16 protein-coding genes and 2 tRNA genes are annotated in these 16,414 nt (G+C 41.6%); 6 read left to right on the plus strand and 12 right to left on the minus strand.

Annotated features, from left to right (window positions below):
• Nucleotides 1–52: 52 nt before the first annotated feature.
• Nucleotides 53–700 (minus strand): SPOR domain-containing protein, encoded by a 648-nt coding sequence (locus tag MKI79_RS01725; RefSeq protein ID WP_241570345.1) that lies wholly within the window; start codon nucleotides 698–700, stop codon nucleotides 53–55.
• Between the two features lie 199 nt (nucleotides 701–899).
• Nucleotides 900–2,711 carry an arginine--tRNA ligase gene (argS, locus tag MKI79_RS01730; RefSeq protein ID WP_241570346.1) on the minus strand — a complete coding sequence of 604 codons (1,812 nt, stop codon included), beginning with the start codon at nucleotides 2,709–2,711 and terminating at the stop codon, nucleotides 900–902.
• Between the two features lie 169 nt (nucleotides 2,712–2,880).
• On the opposite strand from argS, the gene MKI79_RS01735 reads away from it, so the two are divergent.
• Nucleotides 2,881–3,150 carry a DUF2798 domain-containing protein gene (locus MKI79_RS01735; protein WP_241570347.1) on the plus strand — a complete coding sequence of 90 codons (270 nt, stop codon included), beginning with the start codon at nucleotides 2,881–2,883 and terminating at the stop codon, nucleotides 3,148–3,150.
• 90 nt (nucleotides 3,151–3,240) lie between these two features.
• On the opposite strand, the gene MKI79_RS01740 is transcribed toward MKI79_RS01735, so the two are convergent.
• Nucleotides 3,241–4,164, minus strand: coding sequence for a Dyp-type peroxidase (locus MKI79_RS01740; RefSeq protein ID WP_241570348.1), 924 nt, complete (start codon nucleotides 4,162–4,164; stop codon nucleotides 3,241–3,243).
• 348 nt (nucleotides 4,165–4,512) lie between these two features.
• On the opposite strand from MKI79_RS01740, the gene MKI79_RS01745 reads away from it, so the two are divergent.
• Complete coding sequence (locus MKI79_RS01745; protein ID WP_241570405.1) at nucleotides 4,513–5,721, plus strand: mechanosensitive ion channel family protein; 1,209 nt, start codon at nucleotides 4,513–4,515, stop codon at nucleotides 5,719–5,721.
• A 74-nt stretch (nucleotides 5,722–5,795) separates the two neighbouring features.
• Here the strand turns inward: MKI79_RS01745 and ppa are convergent, their stop codons facing one another.
• Nucleotides 5,796–6,323 carry an inorganic diphosphatase gene (gene ppa / locus MKI79_RS01750; RefSeq protein WP_241570349.1) on the minus strand — a complete coding sequence of 176 codons (528 nt, stop codon included), beginning with the start codon at nucleotides 6,321–6,323 and terminating at the stop codon, nucleotides 5,796–5,798.
• A gap of 178 nt (nucleotides 6,324–6,501) precedes the next feature.
• Nucleotides 6,502–6,897, minus strand: a complete 396-nt coding sequence (locus MKI79_RS01755) for an MAPEG family protein (protein WP_241570350.1) — start codon at nucleotides 6,895–6,897, stop codon at nucleotides 6,502–6,504.
• Nucleotides 6,898–7,042: 145 nt separating this feature from the next.
• On the opposite strand from MKI79_RS01755, the gene MKI79_RS01760 reads away from it, so the two are divergent.
• Nucleotides 7,043–7,489, plus strand: coding sequence for a hypothetical protein (locus tag MKI79_RS01760; RefSeq protein WP_241570351.1), 447 nt, complete (start codon nucleotides 7,043–7,045; stop codon nucleotides 7,487–7,489).
• A 35-nt stretch (nucleotides 7,490–7,524) separates the two neighbouring features.
• Here the strand turns inward: MKI79_RS01760 and MKI79_RS01765 are convergent, their stop codons facing one another.
• From MKI79_RS01765 to parC, 3 genes are all read right to left on the minus strand, one after another.
• Complete coding sequence (locus MKI79_RS01765) at nucleotides 7,525–7,860, minus strand: hypothetical protein (RefSeq protein WP_241570352.1); 336 nt, start codon at nucleotides 7,858–7,860, stop codon at nucleotides 7,525–7,527.
• A gap of 134 nt (nucleotides 7,861–7,994) precedes the next feature.
• Complete coding sequence (locus tag MKI79_RS01770) at nucleotides 7,995–9,692, minus strand: AMP-binding protein (RefSeq protein ID WP_241570353.1); 1,698 nt, start codon at nucleotides 9,690–9,692, stop codon at nucleotides 7,995–7,997.
• A gap of 264 nt (nucleotides 9,693–9,956) precedes the next feature.
• Nucleotides 9,957–12,188, minus strand: coding sequence for a DNA topoisomerase IV subunit A (parC, locus tag MKI79_RS01775; RefSeq protein WP_241570354.1), 2,232 nt, complete (start codon nucleotides 12,186–12,188; stop codon nucleotides 9,957–9,959).
• A 332-nt stretch (nucleotides 12,189–12,520) separates the two neighbouring features.
• Between parC and MKI79_RS01780 the strand changes: the two genes are divergently transcribed.
• From MKI79_RS01780 to MKI79_RS01790, 3 genes are all read left to right on the plus strand, one after another.
• Entirely contained in the window at nucleotides 12,521–13,030 is a 510-nt protein-coding gene (locus MKI79_RS01780; protein ID WP_241570355.1) for an acyl-CoA thioesterase, read from the plus strand.
• A gap of 223 nt (nucleotides 13,031–13,253) precedes the next feature.
• Nucleotides 13,254–13,329, plus strand: a tRNA-Glu gene (locus tag MKI79_RS01785).
• Nucleotides 13,330–13,399: 70 nt separating this feature from the next.
• Nucleotides 13,400–13,475 (plus strand) — tRNA-Glu (locus MKI79_RS01790).
• Nucleotides 13,476–13,533: 58 nt separating this feature from the next.
• Here the strand turns inward: MKI79_RS01790 and MKI79_RS01795 are convergent.
• The 4 genes from MKI79_RS01795 to MKI79_RS01810 form a co-directional block, all read right to left on the minus strand.
• A complete protein-coding gene (locus MKI79_RS01795; RefSeq protein ID WP_241570356.1) occupies nucleotides 13,534–13,968 on the minus strand; it encodes a hypothetical protein in 435 nt (144 codons plus the stop codon).
• 43 nt (nucleotides 13,969–14,011) lie between these two features.
• Nucleotides 14,012–14,605 carry a DUF2726 domain-containing protein gene (locus MKI79_RS01800; protein ID WP_241570357.1) on the minus strand — a complete coding sequence of 198 codons (594 nt, stop codon included), beginning with the start codon at nucleotides 14,603–14,605 and terminating at the stop codon, nucleotides 14,012–14,014.
• Between the two features lie 31 nt (nucleotides 14,606–14,636).
• Nucleotides 14,637–15,473 (minus strand): archaetidylserine decarboxylase, encoded by an 837-nt coding sequence (gene asd, locus MKI79_RS01805; RefSeq protein ID WP_241570406.1) that lies wholly within the window; start codon nucleotides 15,471–15,473, stop codon nucleotides 14,637–14,639.
• Nucleotides 15,474–15,543: 70 nt separating this feature from the next.
• The gene (locus MKI79_RS01810; RefSeq protein ID WP_241570358.1) at nucleotides 15,544–16,413 is read right to left on the minus strand and encodes a sulfurtransferase; all 870 of its coding nucleotides are present in this window, start codon (nucleotides 16,411–16,413) and stop codon (nucleotides 15,544–15,546) included.
• Between the last annotated feature and the right edge of the window lies 1 nt (nucleotide 16,414).

The following is a 16,414-nucleotide window of genomic DNA, read 5'->3' on the forward strand; positions in this document are numbered from 1 at the left end:
TTCGCAAACCCTGCTTCGGCAGGGTTCTTTTTATTTCGATAAAGTAGAATTTTTAATGACTCGCTCGAATCGGTTGCTTCACAATGATCGAATCAATGCCTGCATGTTGTAAAGTCTGCTGTGCAATATGTGCAGACTCTTTCGACTCATATGGTCCTGAAATCACTCGATACCAGACTTGATCGCCTTCATTGGTCATTACTACTTCAGCAGACAAACCATTCAGGACAATCTCAGCTCGACGTGCATCAGCACTATCAGGATCTTCATAGCTTCGCACTTGCAAGATAAAACGAGGTGCAGCGGTGATGGTTGCTGTTTGATAATTTTCATCAAAAGGATCAGTGACCGCTTCTTCAGTAGGCTCCGCTTGGGCTGGTGCCGGTGCTTCAACAACAATTACTGGCTGTTCGACTTGATGCTCAGGGACTGCTTGATCTGGAATTGGTGTCACTTGTTGCTGTGGTAGCATGTCATAGAAGCGGTAGTCTTTATTGGTATCTTGATCATTGACCGCCATTGGTCCTTGCGTCGCACCTTTACGCTCAACAGGCTTCCACGGACTCCATAGCGATAAGAAAATGGCAACACAAATTCCCGCCAAAACCAAAACCACAAGCCATAGCCACGATGGAATCGCTTGGCTGTTTTCACGTGCTTTCGGGCGTTGCGATACTCCACGAGGGGCTTTACCAAACACTGACTATCCTCTATTTTTTACTTGCTTCTCAAAACATGTATCTACTCAAATCGAGTAATCACAACCCCATCAATACAATTCAAAAAATTAAACCTTTGGAAAATCTAGCTATTGCATTATTCACAGAAGTCTAATCAAATTTGACTTATCGCCTATATTACAGAAGTCCCGGAGATTTCGTGCAAAGTAAAATATTTTGTTACATTGCCTCAGGCGCACTGACACCCAATACAGCTAAGCCATTTCTTAAGACTTGCTGTACATTCACAGAGAGTAATAAACGTGCTTGTGACAGTTCAATATGGCTTTCATCCAAGAATTTTACGCCATCTTGCGCATACCAACCGTGGAATGATGCCGCCAAGTCTTTGAGATAATTACCAATCTGATGCGGTTCATAGGCATTGGCCGCACGAATCACAATCTCTGGATAGGCTGCCAATTTCGCCAAAATTTCTTCCTCAATCGGCAAAGTCAGTAATTCACAATGTTCACGAGCTGTAGCTTGATCAAAGCTGATATTTTTCTCAGGTGCTTTACTCAAAATACTATTGACCCGAGCATGGGCATATTGGATGTAATACACCGCATTATCTTTGCTTTGCGAAACTGCTAAATCCAAATCGAAATCAATGTGTTGCTCAGATTTGCGCATCACATAGTAGAAACGTGCCGCATCATTGCCAACTTCCTGACGAAGCTCACGCAAAGTCACAAATTGCCCTGAACGAGAGGACATTTGCACCATTTCACCGCCACGCCATAGGCTAACGAACTGTACTAAAAGCACAGTCAATTTTGATGAATCATAGCCGAGTGCATCTATCGCCGCTTTCACCCGAGCGATATAGCCGTGATGGTCTGATCCCCAAATATCGACGATATGGGTATAACCACGTTGTAGCTTATCCAAGTGATAAGCAATATCTGAGGCAAAATAGGTGGTTTGACCATTACGACGTTTCACCACACGGTCTTTTTCATCGCCGAATTCAGTCGATTTAAACCAAATATTGCCGTCTTTTTCATAGAGAAAACCACGTTGATCGAGCACCGCTAAGGCTTCATCAATCTTCTCGATCAGTGAAACTTCGCTAAACCACTTGGCAAAAGTCACACCGAAATCCGCCAAATCATCTTGAATATCATCCAAAATGGCTTTTAACGCTGCTTGGTGGAACACGGCATAATCTGCGCCAAGCAACTTTTGGCTATTGGCAATCAAACCGTCGATATGCTTTTCTTTATCACCAGACAGCACGACTTTATTGCCTTCTGCATCAAGCTCCTCAGCATATTGCACATCTTCAGGGACTTGCGCATAGACATCCGCAACATCCCGAACATAATGATTTTTATCTTGGCTCTGATCGATATCAATAATGCTTTGTGCGATTTCTTTGACGTAGTCGCCTTGATAAGCATTTTTTGGGAAAACCAGCGTTTGACCGCATACTTCTAAATAACGCAAATAGGTCGAAGTCGCCAAGATGTCCATCTGACGCCCTGCATCATTGACATAATATTCTCGGTCAACGGTCGCCCCTGTGGCTTCGAGCAAATTCGCCACGGTCATCCCATAGGCAGCACCACGACCATGCCCGACATGCAAACTCGATGTTGGGTTGGCAGATACAAACTCGACTTGGATTTTTTCAGCTTGATTGACTTGACTACGACCGTATTGATCTTTTTGTGTCGCAATGGTGTCTAGTACCACAAAGCGTTGATCTGCATTTAAAAAGAAATTGATAAAGCCAGGTCCTGCGATTTCAGCCTTACTGATGTCAGCAACAGTTGGTAGATTTGCTAGAATTTTTTCTGCCAAATCACGTGGCTTCATACCTGAGACTTTGGACGCTACCATGGCAATATTCGAGGCAAAATCGCCATGACTACGGTCTTTGGTACGGGTCAACACACTGTTATTTTGCCAATCTTGTGGGAGAATATTTTCTGATTGAAGTGCTGTCACTGCTTGCGTCAGTGCATTTTGGATTGCCGTGTTCATAACCGCTCGGAATATTGCCAAAAAAGAAAGCAAATATAGCAAATTTTGCAGTACAAAGGGAGAGTGAAGAGCATGCGATCAGTATTTGAGGTGGTTTTTTTCTGGTTATTTTTTGGCTAAATTTGTAAATATGGTTAGAATAGCCCATCTTTTTGATTTGATCCGCATTATGTCTCAATCTCCTTATATCTTTGGCAACGTGCCAAAACTGCCTGCCAAATATGCTGCGGTGGTGATTCCGTTCATATTGTCATTTATGATGAGTGGGCTGATTTCTATGATTAATATTATTCACAATATTGGTTTTGTAGAGCATTTTGCGGCAGTTTGGATTTCGGCATGGTTTTTTTCATGGTGTATCGCCTTCCCTGCGGTTTTGATTTTATTACCGATTGTGCGTCGCATTACCGCACGCTTGGTTGATTTCTATAAAGTTTAAAAATCACTAAATTCAGCTTTTAACGCCAAAATGAAAAAGCGCAATTCAACTGAACTACGCTTTTTTAAATTTTTATCAGTGAATTAAAAATCAATCTTCATCAATGATTTCAGCAAGCAATTCATCTGATGGTGCAAAATAATAGCCACCATTGACTGCTGTGGTGAAATGCAACAAACGATCGTGAATATGATCCCCTGTCGTACCAAACATATGCTCAAGCATCTGATCAATAATATTTAAATCTTTGGTGTAGGCGATAAAGAATAAACCTTGCTCACCATGACCATCGCCATAGGGCAAACTGTGACGCACGATTTCGAGCTCTTCACCCTCATCATCTTCGATCACCACACGAGCGATATGCGCATTATCAGGTTTCACATCGTCTTCCATCTCGATGCTTTCAAGTTTTGATCGTCCAAAAACATTTTCCTGAGCATCGACTTTTAGCCGATTAAATTTATCCAAATCGTGCACGTAACGCTGTGCAAAAACAAAACTACCGTCGGCAAAAATACCTGCGTCTTTACCCAGTAGTGCCACTTCTTCACGGTCATCTTTAAATTGCGGATTTTCCGTGCCATCAATAAAGCCCGTCAAATCACGGCTATCCAAATATTTAAAGCAGGTACGCTCTTCAAGCACTTCCACTTGCTTACGAATACCGTGAAAGAAGGCTTGGCTCAGTACAAAGCAAATATCTGCCTTGCTACTCGCCAAGTGAATCAACACATCGCCTGCATCGACAGGCATTTCAAAAGCACCTTGGATCGGCTCAAGTTGATGAAAACTCTTTGGTGTTTGATCATGAATTTGTTGCCAAAGCGACGGTGAAAATGCGATCGCAGTTTTAATGTCAGCATTTGCATGCTGGGTGATCAGACGATCTCGGGTATTAATCAGATCATTGAGTTGCTGTTTGAGTTGTTCTATGGTCAGTTGTCCCAAACGAATCACAATAAAACGTGCATGATCCGATGGGAGCGGCAAAATGACAGATTGCGCAGTCATTTAGAGCTCCTAAAAATTAATAAAAACATGAATTTGACTGATATTGATTGTGCCTGAACCCTGCGCTGAGGTATAGCTAAAATTCACATTTTCCATGCAATGCATGCTCTGCCAGTAGTGCTATTTAGCTTTAGAGTTTTTTTATATTGTTTTTTTATGTTGCTTTTTGACAAATATTATCGGACTCACACAGAGATCGTTTAAGCTATACGACTTCTTGATGAAATGTGTGTTTATCGGATTTTCGATTGAATTTAAATCGTGATAAGAATTCGTAATGTGGAGTGTGCTGTGCAAGAGATTTGGCTGAAATTGCAAGACTGGATTGATCAATATCCGTGGTTAGAGATGTTGAACTCTTTGGCAATTTTGATTTTGATCACTACAGTTGCGTATTTGATTAGCAAAAAAATTGTGGTGGTTGGACTGCGCAAGCTGATTTCCAAATTTTCTTTTGCCAAAAATAGTGAAGCATTCCAAAAACATAGCGTGATTCGACGTGTTGCCAATATCGTCCCTGCCATTGTCATCATCAACGGCATAGGCGCTGTACCTCATCTTTCAGAGAAAGTCGTACAATTGGTACAAATGCTTTCTCAAGCTTGGATTTTCTTAACGATTGCCTTAGCAATTAGCGACTTTTTAAATATTTTTAATTTGTCTTATCAACACAATCCAAAGTCAGCCAATAAGCCGATTAAAGGCTATCTGCAATTGATCAAACTGATCATCTATATTGTATGTGGCTTGATGATTATCGGTACATTTTTGAAAAAAGATGTATTCACCTTACTTGCTGGCTTCGGTGCGATGGCTGCGGTATTGATGTTGGTTTTTCAAAATACCATTTTGTCACTGGTCGCAAGTGTACAAATCTCTTCTTATGACATGATTCGTATTGGCGACTGGATTGAGATGCCAAGTCTCGGCGCAGACGGTACGGTGATTGATATTGCACTGCACACCGTCACCGTTCAAAACTTTGATAAAACCTATACCGTGATTCCGACCAATAAACTGGTGACGGATACCTTCAAAAACTGGCGTGGTATGACCGATCTTGGTCGTCGTCGCATTAAGCGTGCATTCTATGTCGATCAAAGTAGTGTGCACTTTTTGTCTAATGATGACATCGCTCGTTTAAAAAATTTTTTATTGCTTGAAAACTATATCGATAAAAAGAGCCATGAGCTGGCAGAATGGAATAGCAGTGTCAAAGAATTATTTAATCAACGCCGTATGACCAATCTTGGGACTTTCCGAGCTTATATGCTGCTCTATTTGCAAAAGCATGAAGGCATCGCTCAAGATCAAACGCTCTTAGTGCGCCAACTTCAACCGACTGCGCAAGGCTTACCACTCGAGCTATATTGCTTCACCAATACCATTAACTGGAATATTTACGAGGATATTCAATCGGATATTTTCGACCACTTATTTGCCATCATCGGTGAATTTGGTTTGCGGGCTTATCAAGCACCGTCGGGTGCAGACTTCCAAAATATTCAACTTGAGCGTCAAGAGTTGAATACACCCGAAGATTTGCCAAAAGATTGAAACCAACAATAAATCACTGAGTTAAGCCCATAAAAAAGACCGCATTTACGGTCTTTTTACGACATTCAATTCGCTTATTTTTTCGCAGCTTCAATTGATTTTAAAATTTCAGCTTTTGCCACGTCAGCATTTTCCCAACCACTGATTTTTACCCATTTACCAGGCTCTAAATCTTTATAGTGAGAGAAGAAGTGTTCGATTTGACTGATCAATAATGGCGGAAGATCAGTATATTCTTGCACATCTTTGTACAGTGGAGAAAGTTTCTCGTGTGGTACAGCGATCAATTTCGCATCAATACCACCGTCATCCTCCATGTTCAATTTGCCCACTGGACGGCAACGAATCACGGAGCCTGCTGCCACAGGATGCGGTGTAACCACCAACACGTCTAGAGGATCGCCATCTTCTGACAAAGTATTTGGCACATAGCCGTAGTTTGCAGGGTAAAACATCGCTGTACCCATGAAACGGTCTACAAACAGTGCATCAGAATCTTTATCAATTTCATATTTGATCGGTGCAGCATTCGCAGGAATTTCAATGATCACGTAGATGTCGTTTGGTGCATCTTTACCCGGTGGGATATTGTTGTAACTCATAGCTCACTCTTTCTGTTTGGTGAATTAAATTGCGATAACACATTGCAATCATCAGATTTCGAGAATTGCAGAACATTATCACCTAAAATTTTTAGTCGCCCTATTATACTTAAATCTCAATCTATTGCGCTGTGAATTGATCGAAGAATTGTCATGTTTTATTGCATCGAAAATGTCTTTAAAGTCGTATGCAAATAATCAAAAGGCTGACTGGACATAAGGTTGCAAGCACCCAAAATACCGAGCGCAGACGGTTAAAATTCGCCAAATAGCATAGCCCATAAATAATACGCAAGATCAGGTATGCAATCCCCAACGTCACGACAAAAATATCAGGCACAACCAAATAATCTGCAATCAACATCGCAGCGATAAATAACGGCAAGCCTTCATAGCTATTTTTCTGAACGGCATCGGCGCGCTTGGTGATGCCTTGCGACTGCTCTACCACTTGGCGGTGGCTATCGTGAATTTTTGGATCATAGCTCGATGTGGATCGTGCAATAAATGCAAAAACATAAGGCAATAAACATGCAACTAAAATGATCAATATCACGATATTTAAGCTGTGCATGTCTATCCTCAAGAATCTGTTTTGAATTTCAATGTGAATCAGTGACCGATTCAATCGAGGCATGATACCATGATCTCGATTTTTCGATATTTATTTTCTGTATTAACATTTCTCGCTCGCTACTCATCTTCTATGGTTAAGTTCTATGACTAAACAAAACCCTCAACAGCATGCTCAAGCAAAGCACTCAAAACAAGTAGATCAACAAAGTCATCAAGAAGTGCTTGAAAAGGCACTTGCTTCACAGCAAAAGCATAGTCAGCAACTTGACCGTATTCTTTGGTACGTCCTACCTATCTTAGCGATCTTGCTAAGTGTGGTGTTTGCGAATTGGAATATTTGGTCAACTATCGGCACGGCGTTTGTGCTCTGTATCAGCTTTGTCATGGTGGGGATTAAGAAGAAGTCGCTGACGATCACTTTAGCGGTCGTTTTGTTATATTGCTTGGTGGATAATTATTTGAGTTATGGCATGCAGTTCAATGTCGGCGGGTTAAAGCGTCAGTTGCTTTCGATGGTTTTATTTATCTCGCTGATTGGACTGTCACGCCCAATGTTTGAACGTGCAATGATGAATCGCCAGCAGAAATAAAGTAACCCTTTGTTTCGATTTTTTGAAATATTTATTTAAGAATCCGTGCTTTGCCCATCATCTTTTTGAGCTCTTGGCTCACCGCAACATGCGCATTGGTTATAAAATATCTCAAACAAAACTGGAACCCCTTTTTTATCTGAAAAGAATCCGTGTGAACACCACGGACAAATCGTTTTCATTTCAAAATAGTATCCATAAAAGTGCAATACAATGAGCATTCCAAGAAAAATATACAAAAAATATTGATGATCAAAATCAATGAATGTTGCGAATAAAAATAAGCCTAAAAAAAGCAATCCAACTAAATAGTAAAAAGTATTTCGTACTTTTAGTATCTTTTTATATTTGTGATATTTTTCATCGTTCAACTTAGATTCCCTCAATTTATATTAGTCAGAGTTATCGAAATCCCTGTATTACTTGTACCACCAATTTATAAACTCCGCCCCTAAAAAAAGCAGCCGAAGCTGCTTTTTTATTGTCTTGATTTTGCTTAAGCAGATTACTTGCGCAAATCTTTACGGAGGATTTTACCGACGTTCGATTTTGGCAATTCTTGTAAGAACTCAACATAACGTGGTTGCTTATAACCTGTTAAGTTTTGCTTGGTGAATGCCAATACTTCTTCCGCTGTTAAGCTTTCGTCTTTTTTCACAACGAACAGTTTTGGTACTTCGCCTGATTTTTCGTCAGGTACACCGATCGCAGCCGCTTCCAATACTTTTGGATGTTGCGTCACCACTTCTTCGATCTCACTTGGGTAGACGTTGAAGCCTGATACCAAGATCATGTCTTTCTTACGATCGACGATCTTGAAGTAACCTTCATCATTCATGATACCGATATCACCAGTACGGAAGTAACCATCATTCGTCATGACTTTTGCAGTTTCTTCAGGACGGTTCCAATAGCCTTTCATGACCTGTGGACCACGGATTGAGATTTCACCTGATTGTGGATTGCCTTCATCATCCAATGTACCTAGCGCAATCGGATTACCTTCGTCATCCAAGATCGCCACTTCAGTTGCAGGTAATGGCACACCAATCGTACCTGTGAAGTCTTCGTTAATCGGTGGGTTTGCAGTCGCAACCGGAGAAGTTTCAGACAAACCATAACCTTCGATGATCGTTGTCCCTGTTACTTTCTTCCAAGCATCCGCAGTCGATGGCAATACAGCCATACCACCACCCATTGCCATTTTCAAGTTGCTATGATCGAGTTGTTTAAACTCTTCATTGTTGACCAAAGCATTGAACAATGTGTTGACCGCAGGGAAAAATGATGGCTTGTATTTACGAAGCTCACCAACCACCGCAGGTAGGTCACGTGGGTTTGGAATCAAGATGTTAGTTTGACCTTTATACATACCGTATAAAGCACACACCATGAATGCAAAGATGTGATAAAGCGGAAGCGCACAAACGATCTTATCACCCTCTGCGGCATCACCTTCACCAAATTTTGAAGAGAAAATGCCTTCACATTGAAGCAAGTTTGCAACGAGGTTGCGATGCGTAAGCTCTGCACCTTTAGACACACCCGTAGTACCACCAGTGTATTGAAGTACCGCTGTGTCGCTTAAGCTCACCGTTGGGCGTTGATATTTACTTGCTGCCACTTTTGACAATGCAGATTTGAATGATTCGTGACCAGGAATGCTCCACTCTGGCACTTGCTTACGTACTTTACGCAGTACGAAGTTAACCAATGTACCTTTGAGCATACCAAGCATGTCACCCACACCAGTCACAACAACGTGTTTGACCGTTGTTTTACCGTGGATCGGCTGATAGACACTGGCAAAGTTTTCAACGACAACCAAAACCTGCGCACCTGAGTCATTCAATTGATGCTCTAGCTCACGAGTTGTATACAGTGGGTTGACATTGACCAAGACCAAACCTGCAAGGAATACACCGATTTGAACAATCGGGTATTGGAATACGTTCGGCATCATTACCGCAACGCGAGAGCCTTTTGGCAAATTCAAGCTTTGTAAATATGCTGCAAATCGACGGCTATGATCTTCAAGTTCAGCGAAAGACATGGTTTTATCCATGAAAATAAACGCATCACGTGAACCATATTTTTTAAAATTTTGTTCGAAAATATCAATTAAAGATGTATTTTCTGCTGGCATGGAAATATCTGCTGGAATTCCAAATTTCTCATACGTTTTTAACCAAACTTTGTCCATAGTACCCACTACTCCCAAAAATATTTCCCTGCATCAAGTCAGACTGTGTATTTCCAGTCAATCTGTCTAGATATGATTACTTACTGTGCAATGGACAAAGTTATGCTAATAATTTTTGCTTAATCAAATGATGCCTCATCAAACTGCCTAATTTTTTGATGGAGGAGATTTTGATCAAGAGATTAATAATTCACCTTGTCCATGGCTATTGTTTAAATGTTTAAAAACATCTACCGCATACCTTGACTATACGTTGATACCGAATCAGATATCAAGTAATAATCGCTGTGCTTTTTGGTAGCCTCGAGGTAAAAGTTTGCCTTTGGTCGCTTTTTTACCCAAATAGGCTTTCAAGTCTTCTCCTTTTAGGCTCAAGAATCGACTACCAACCTGTATTTTTAACACATCTTCGCTCAAATTCAGAGCAATATGACCAAGTAGTTCATCTTCTTTATCAAGTTGCATCATCTTGTTTCCTTTGCCTTTATTGAGCTTTGGTAAAGAATCAAGATCTATAATGAGCAATCGACCTTGCTGACTGAGCAATGCCAAATGTGATTTGCCTTGAGCAAACGCAATCGGCATAGTTTTGAAACCTTCTGTTACAGATAAATAATTTTTACCCGCTTTGGCAGAAGTATCGAGTTGCTTTAACTCAGATAAGAATCCATAGCCCTGCGAGCTTAAAGTCACAGTTGCTGCGTCATCTGCGCCCATGATCACTTGGATAAACTGTGCACCAGTCGCAGGATTCAATTTTGAAGTCAGTGGCTCACCTTGCCCTCGTGCCGACGGTAAGCCATTTGCCGCCAATGCGTAACTTCGTCCAGTATGGTCAAGCAGATATACTTTTTGATTGGACTTGCCTGTGGTGGAGTCTAAATATTTATCCCCTGCACGATAGTTGAGCTGCGTGGCATCGACTTCGCCTTTTGCCATACGAATCCAACCTGCCTCAGAGATTACGACGGTGACTGTTTCCGCAGGTGCGAGGTCAGATTCTTTAATTTGCACTGCGTCTTCACGCAAGACGATTTCAGAGCGACGATCATCACCAAACTTTTTGGCATCTTCTGTCAGCTCTTCGATCATGAGTTTTTTCAGTGATTCAGGGTTTTCCAATTGTTCACGAATCACCGCAGCACGCGCCGCCAACTCATCTTGCTCTCTGCGAATTTCCATTTCTTCAAGGCGTGCTAAATGACGTAGCTTGAGTTCTAAAATCGCTTCGGCTTGAATATCATCAATGCCAAAATGCGCCATCAATACAGGCTTTGGCTTATCTTCTTCACGGATAATTTTAATGACGGTATCTATGTCGAGATAGGCGATAAGTAAGCCCGCCAAGATATGTAGGCGTTTTTCGATTTTATTCAGGTGATAACGCAGTCGGTTGGTAATGGTTTCGGTACGAATCTCAATCCATTCCAGCAGAATCTGACGAATCGACTTGACCTGTGGGCGACCATCCGCACCAATCATATTTAGATTGACCCGATAACTACTTTCCAAATCCGTCGTGGCAAATAGATGACTCATGATCGCTTCGACATCGACACGATTTGAACGCAGTACGATTACCAAACGCGTTGGGTTTTTATGGTCAGATTCATCCCGAAGATCAGTAACAAATGGCAACTTTTTCGCTTGCATTTGGTCAGCGATCTGTGTCAATACTTTCGAGCCTGACACTTGATAGGGCAGATGCTGAATCACAATTTCGTGTTTATCCGCTTGCTTATCAACCGTATAAACGGCACGCATGCGGTAGCTACCACGTCCAGTGGTTTGGATTTTTAAGAGTTCTTCAGGGCGAGTAATGATCTCTGCATGGGTCGGTAAATCAGGACCGGGGATAATGGTTTGTAATTTTTCATCGGTTAGATTTTCATTTTTAATCAAAGCAATCGTGCCTTTGACCACTTCACGTAGATTGTGCGGTGGAATATCGGTTGCCATACCAACCGCAATCCCTGTCGTACCATTGAGTAAAATATTCGGTACACGTGCAGGCATGGTGACAGGTTCTTTTAGACTGCCATCAAAGTTGTCTTGCCATTCACAGGTGCCTTGACCAAGTTCACTCAGTAACAATTCACTATAATTGGACAATTTGGCTTCGGTATAACGCATCGCTGCGAAAGATTTTGGATCGTCTGGAGATCCCCAGTTGCCTTGACCTTCGATAAATGGATAACGATAGCTAAACGGCTGTGCCATCAACACCATCGCTTCATAACATGCGCTATCGCCATGCGGATGATATTTACCGAGCACATCACCGACGGTACGAGCAGATTTCTTTGGTTTACCTGAATTTTTTAGCCCAAGTTCGCTCATCGCGTAAACAATTCGACGCTGTACAGGCTTCAGACCATCACTGATATGTGGCAATGCACGATCCATGATCACGTACATGGCGTAGTTCAAATAGGCTTGTTCGGTAAACTCAGCAACAGAGCGGTTTTCAGTGGCGTGATGGACAAGGCTACTCATGTGATGGATGTATTCCTAGTGAAATTATTTTATCAATGTTTCGCTATGCTAAATCGCAATGCTTATTTCGGCAAGTGTTATCGAAATGTGCACGACAAGCCGTGTCTTTTCTCATTTTAGCCATCTGAAATTTATGAGTGCGCCAAGCGCATCTGCAATCACTGTAATATTTTTTCAGCCTGTATTTTATTTTAGGCGTATAATCAAGTCACAGCGATGCGCTCAACCACCTTGAGTAAAAAATGTGGTTAACGCATTGATGTTAAAAAGCGTTGTTCTCAAAGATCAACCTTATCCCAAGCTATGCGCCAAGATGATAAGGAAAGTAAAATATGTCCCCTCTTGATCCAGTCACTCAAGCCAATCTACAGACCGAGCTTTCAATGTCTGTGTTGATGACGCCAGATATGGCAAACTTTGCGGGAAATGTTCACGGCGGTACGATTTTAAGATTGCTTGACCAAGCGGCATTTGCCTGTGCCAGTCAATACAGTGGTAGCTATGTGGTCACACTTTCCGTCGATCAAGTATTATTTAAAGAACCGATCCATGTCGGAGAATTGGTGACTTTCCTTGCCAGTGTCAACTTTGTTGGTAAAACTTCAATGGAAATTGGCATCCGTGTCGAAGCGCAAAATATTCAACAACGCACCATTCGCCATACCAATACCTGTTATTTCACGATGGTAGCCGTTGATGAAAGTCGTAAACCTAAAGCAATTCCGCCTTTAGTCATTGAAAATGCCGTGCAACAATGTCGTTTTGAAGCGGCGGAACACCGTAAGAAAAGCCGTTTGGAACAAGAAAGCAATCATTTTTCATGTAGTATTTATAAGCAATAAGCATCATTTTTAAATACGGTTGATTTTTGAAAACCCAATGTGTTTTTCAGAACGCCAGCACATTGCATAATTCTTAGACAAACACCGTATAAAAATAATGCGATTGGCGATGCAGACTTCTGAAATCGTTTGCATCATCAAAGATATGCCATTACAATGCACCTCGTTCTAAGCAAGCAGATTCATGTCATGTCTTTAATCATGGCAATCTCTTGTACTCTGCGTCCCTATCGTCTAGAGGCCTAGGACATCGCCCTTTCACGGCGGTAACCGGGGTTCGAATCCCCGTAGGGACGCCACTTTAATACAGATAAATGATTAAAGTGTTTTAGAAGTTAAATCTTCTAAATCGGAACATGCCTCATATTAGTCCCTATCGTCTAGAGGCCTAGGACATCGCCCTTTCACGGCGGTAACCGGGGTTCGAATCCCCGTAGGGACGCCAAATTCTAAAAAGCCCATATTCTGTGATATGGGCTTTTTGCATTATTTGGTTCGAAAAACTATCCACCTATCAATTTCATATCAGACTCATCCCACCAGCGTATATCGGTAATATCTGAATGATTCTGCAAAATTTGCTCTAGTAGATTTGATAATTTGGTCTGTTGATCTGATATATCAACTTTCTTTAATTTTAGAAATCCTTTGCGAATGATTGGTTTATGCGGATCCATAAACACCAAAAAACCATTCTCAAATTCTTCATAATGATTACAACACAAATTTAGGTCTTCAAACTCACCACCCAATTCAATCCAATAGCCCCAATCTTCCTGCAAAAATCCATAAACATGTACACCACAACGAGTTAATTCTTTTGAAATAAATTCTGCCAGTAAGTAACCCCATACTTGTCCATCCCATTCTTCTTTTTCTTTATCCGTAATAGGGAAGCTATCAGAGCGAAACTCGACGTGTGTTTTAATCAGTTCCATGATTGTTATATTCCTTATTTATTCACCAAATTTTTAACGTAAATTATTGAGCATTACTCGCTGAACTATTGTTCTCACTTTGTTTTGGTAGATCTTGATCAGTTTGAATAATAATCGCATCGCCGATTAATTTGGTTTTTGGTTCTTCAGCTTTAATCTCTTGCGCTATGCTTTCTTGCACGACTTCTTCTCGCTGAATACCAAAATCAATCTTAATTTTTTCAATATCAGGGGTGCGTTGATAGCGAATCACTTTATAGCCTGCTTCTGCGATGAGCGCATCTCGTTCGGCATCTTTACCCTCTTTGCCCTTGTGACTTGAATCATCTAATTCCACGATAGCAACTACATTAAACTTATTGTCCAAAACCACAAAATCAGCAACTTTTCGATTAAATAAGTTTCGTGTGGCATAGCCTTTTGCAGTCAGAAATGCGTTAAAAGAAACTTGTGCAAGTACGTGATGTTCAGGTAAAGCCTCCTTTAACCGCAAGAATGTCGGCTGTTCATTCATGGTCAATACACGCTTTGCTTTGATCGGATTGCGTGTGCCACGCTTGTCAAAATTAATTTTCGTGCTTGAAAAGAATGCTCCAATGAGGACAGCTAAAACTACAAAGACAATCAACCAAGTCATGCTTTATCCCTTTTTCTTATGATGAGGAAAGTTAACCCTTCGTCTTCCCAAGTGGACGCCCCATTTGCACCGCACTATTGGCTTTGAAATGACTATCCCAATTCACTTTATCTTTTTCAAATAACACGATCGCTGTCGAGCCAAGATAGAATCGACCAAGCTCATCGCCTTTTTCCAAAGTCATCTCATGCTCTTGTAGCTCGATACGACCGTTTGGCTTAACTTGTCCTGTCGCTACAGTTTCAATGCCTGCAACGATCATCGCCCCAACCAAAACTACTGCCATACGTCCAAGCTCAGTATCAAACAAACACACCATGCGCTCATTACGTGCAAATAGTTCTGGGATATTTTCCGCCGTGACTTGATTCACCGAGAATAATTCACCTGGGACATACAAGGTTTCCGTCAATTTTCCACCATATGGCATATGTACACGGTGATAGTCTTTGGGTGACAGATACACGGTAATAAATTCACCATCTTGAAATGGTTCAGCGAGATTTGGATCAGCGATCAGTTGCTCTACGGTATAGCTTTGCCCTTTGGCTTGGAAAATTTTGCCTTGTTCAATCTTACCGAGTTGTGAAATTGCTCCATCGGCAGGACTGACCACATGCTTTGGATTGTGATCAATCGGACGTTGACCGTCTTTGAGCGCACGAGTAAAGAAGGCATTAAACGATGGATAACGGCTAATTTCTTCTGCTTCGGCGATCGAGAGATCAATGCCATATTTTTGTTTAAAGGCATAAATCACCGCAGTCTTGAGCAGTGGTTGCTCACTGGCTGCGATTTTACCCACAAGACGACTGAGTGCATGTTGCGGAATGATTTTCTGTAGACGAATAAATGCTTGATCAATCATGGTTTTAGACTTTTTAAATTTGGCTTCTGTTTGCAGATTGCGCTTGGTTTTGGATTTGAATCTTTTCGCATTAGGCTTGTTCAACAGGATGTTCTCCTTTTACTACAGCACTGTCCATGCGATTGCCCCACTCACTCCATGCACCATCATAAGCGCGGATATTCCAGTTCAGCAATCGCCCAATGATATAGGCCAAACCTGAACGATGATGGGACTGACAATAGACAATCACAGGTTTAGAGAGGTCAAATCCACGTTGTTCCAATTGCTGTTGAATACGTGATAATGGATGCAATTTTAAATGATCTTGGCGATTAATGGCAGTACTCCATTCGTACCATTTTGCCCCTGTGATATGACCGCCACGGCGTGCAGCCAAGCACACACCGGTATATTCATCTTCAGTTCGGCAATCCCAAAGTTGTATGCTTTGTGCTGTAATGCTGTGTTCAGCGACGATTTGCGCAAGTTCTTCATATTCAACTTGATCGTCTTGCTTTGCACTTAAATCCACTTGGAAAATATCTGCAGTCGGCTCTATTTGATAGTGATCAATCGAAGTCGGCAATCCTGTAGCAAGCCATGCGTGAATGCCACCATTGAGTAAACTGGTTTGATAAAAACCCGCACAGTGCAGATTCCAAATCAAGCGTCCTGCCCAAGCACCGCCCTCATCATCATAGGCGATGACATGATGATTTGCGGTAATGCCCAGTCGGTCGAATAAGGCTTGTAATTTTTCCGCTTCGGGTAAGAGTCCTGAAGCAAACTCATGATGGCGCACCAACTCACTTGGACGTACCGAGATGGCATTGGGCAAATGCAATTGTTCAAACACCGACTCACGACTCAAGTCAACAATCCGAAATTTCGGATCATCTAAAAACGGTGCAAACTGTTCTGGCTCAACCAATAAGCCAAACGGCACAACTGCATTCATA

This window comes from Acinetobacter sedimenti, assembly GCF_022601685.1.
Classification (GTDB): Bacteria; Pseudomonadota; Gammaproteobacteria; order Pseudomonadales; family Moraxellaceae; genus Acinetobacter; species Acinetobacter sedimenti.

Bases quoted from the DNA above. Each gene is read 5' to 3' on its own strand.
- argS (WP_241570346.1), bottom strand. From the start codon at position 2,711: ATGAACACGGCAATCCAAAATGCACTGACGCAAGCAGTGACAGCACTT.
- MKI79_RS01735 (WP_241570347.1), top strand. From the start codon at position 2,881: ATGTCTCAATCTCCTTATATCTTTGGCAACGTGCCAAAACTGCCTGCC.
- MKI79_RS01740 (WP_241570348.1), bottom strand. From the start codon at position 4,164: ATGACTGCGCAATCTGTCATTTTGCCGCTCCCATCGGATCATGCACGT.
- MKI79_RS01745 (WP_241570405.1), top strand. From the start codon at position 4,513: ATGTTGAACTCTTTGGCAATTTTGATTTTGATCACTACAGTTGCGTAT.
- ppa (WP_241570349.1), bottom strand. From the start codon at position 6,323: ATGAGTTACAACAATATCCCACCGGGTAAAGATGCACCAAACGACATC.
- MKI79_RS01755 (WP_241570350.1), bottom strand. From the start codon at position 6,897: ATGCACAGCTTAAATATCGTGATATTGATCATTTTAGTTGCATGTTTA.
- MKI79_RS01760 (WP_241570351.1), top strand. From the start codon at position 7,043: ATGACTAAACAAAACCCTCAACAGCATGCTCAAGCAAAGCACTCAAAA.
- MKI79_RS01770 (WP_241570353.1), bottom strand. From the start codon at position 9,692: ATGGACAAAGTTTGGTTAAAAACGTATGAGAAATTTGGAATTCCAGCA.
- parC (WP_241570354.1), bottom strand. From the start codon at position 12,188: ATGAGTAGCCTTGTCCATCACGCCACTGAAAACCGCTCTGTTGCTGAG.
- MKI79_RS01780 (WP_241570355.1), top strand. From the start codon at position 12,521: ATGTCCCCTCTTGATCCAGTCACTCAAGCCAATCTACAGACCGAGCTT.
- MKI79_RS01795 (WP_241570356.1), bottom strand. From the start codon at position 13,968: ATGGAACTGATTAAAACACACGTCGAGTTTCGCTCTGATAGCTTCCCT.
- MKI79_RS01800 (WP_241570357.1), bottom strand. From the start codon at position 14,605: ATGACTTGGTTGATTGTCTTTGTAGTTTTAGCTGTCCTCATTGGAGCA.
- asd (WP_241570406.1), bottom strand. From the start codon at position 15,473: ATGATTGATCAAGCATTTATTCGTCTACAGAAAATCATTCCGCAACAT.
- MKI79_RS01810 (WP_241570358.1), bottom strand. From the start codon at position 16,413: ATGAATGCAGTTGTGCCGTTTGGCTTATTGGTTGAGCCAGAACAGTTT.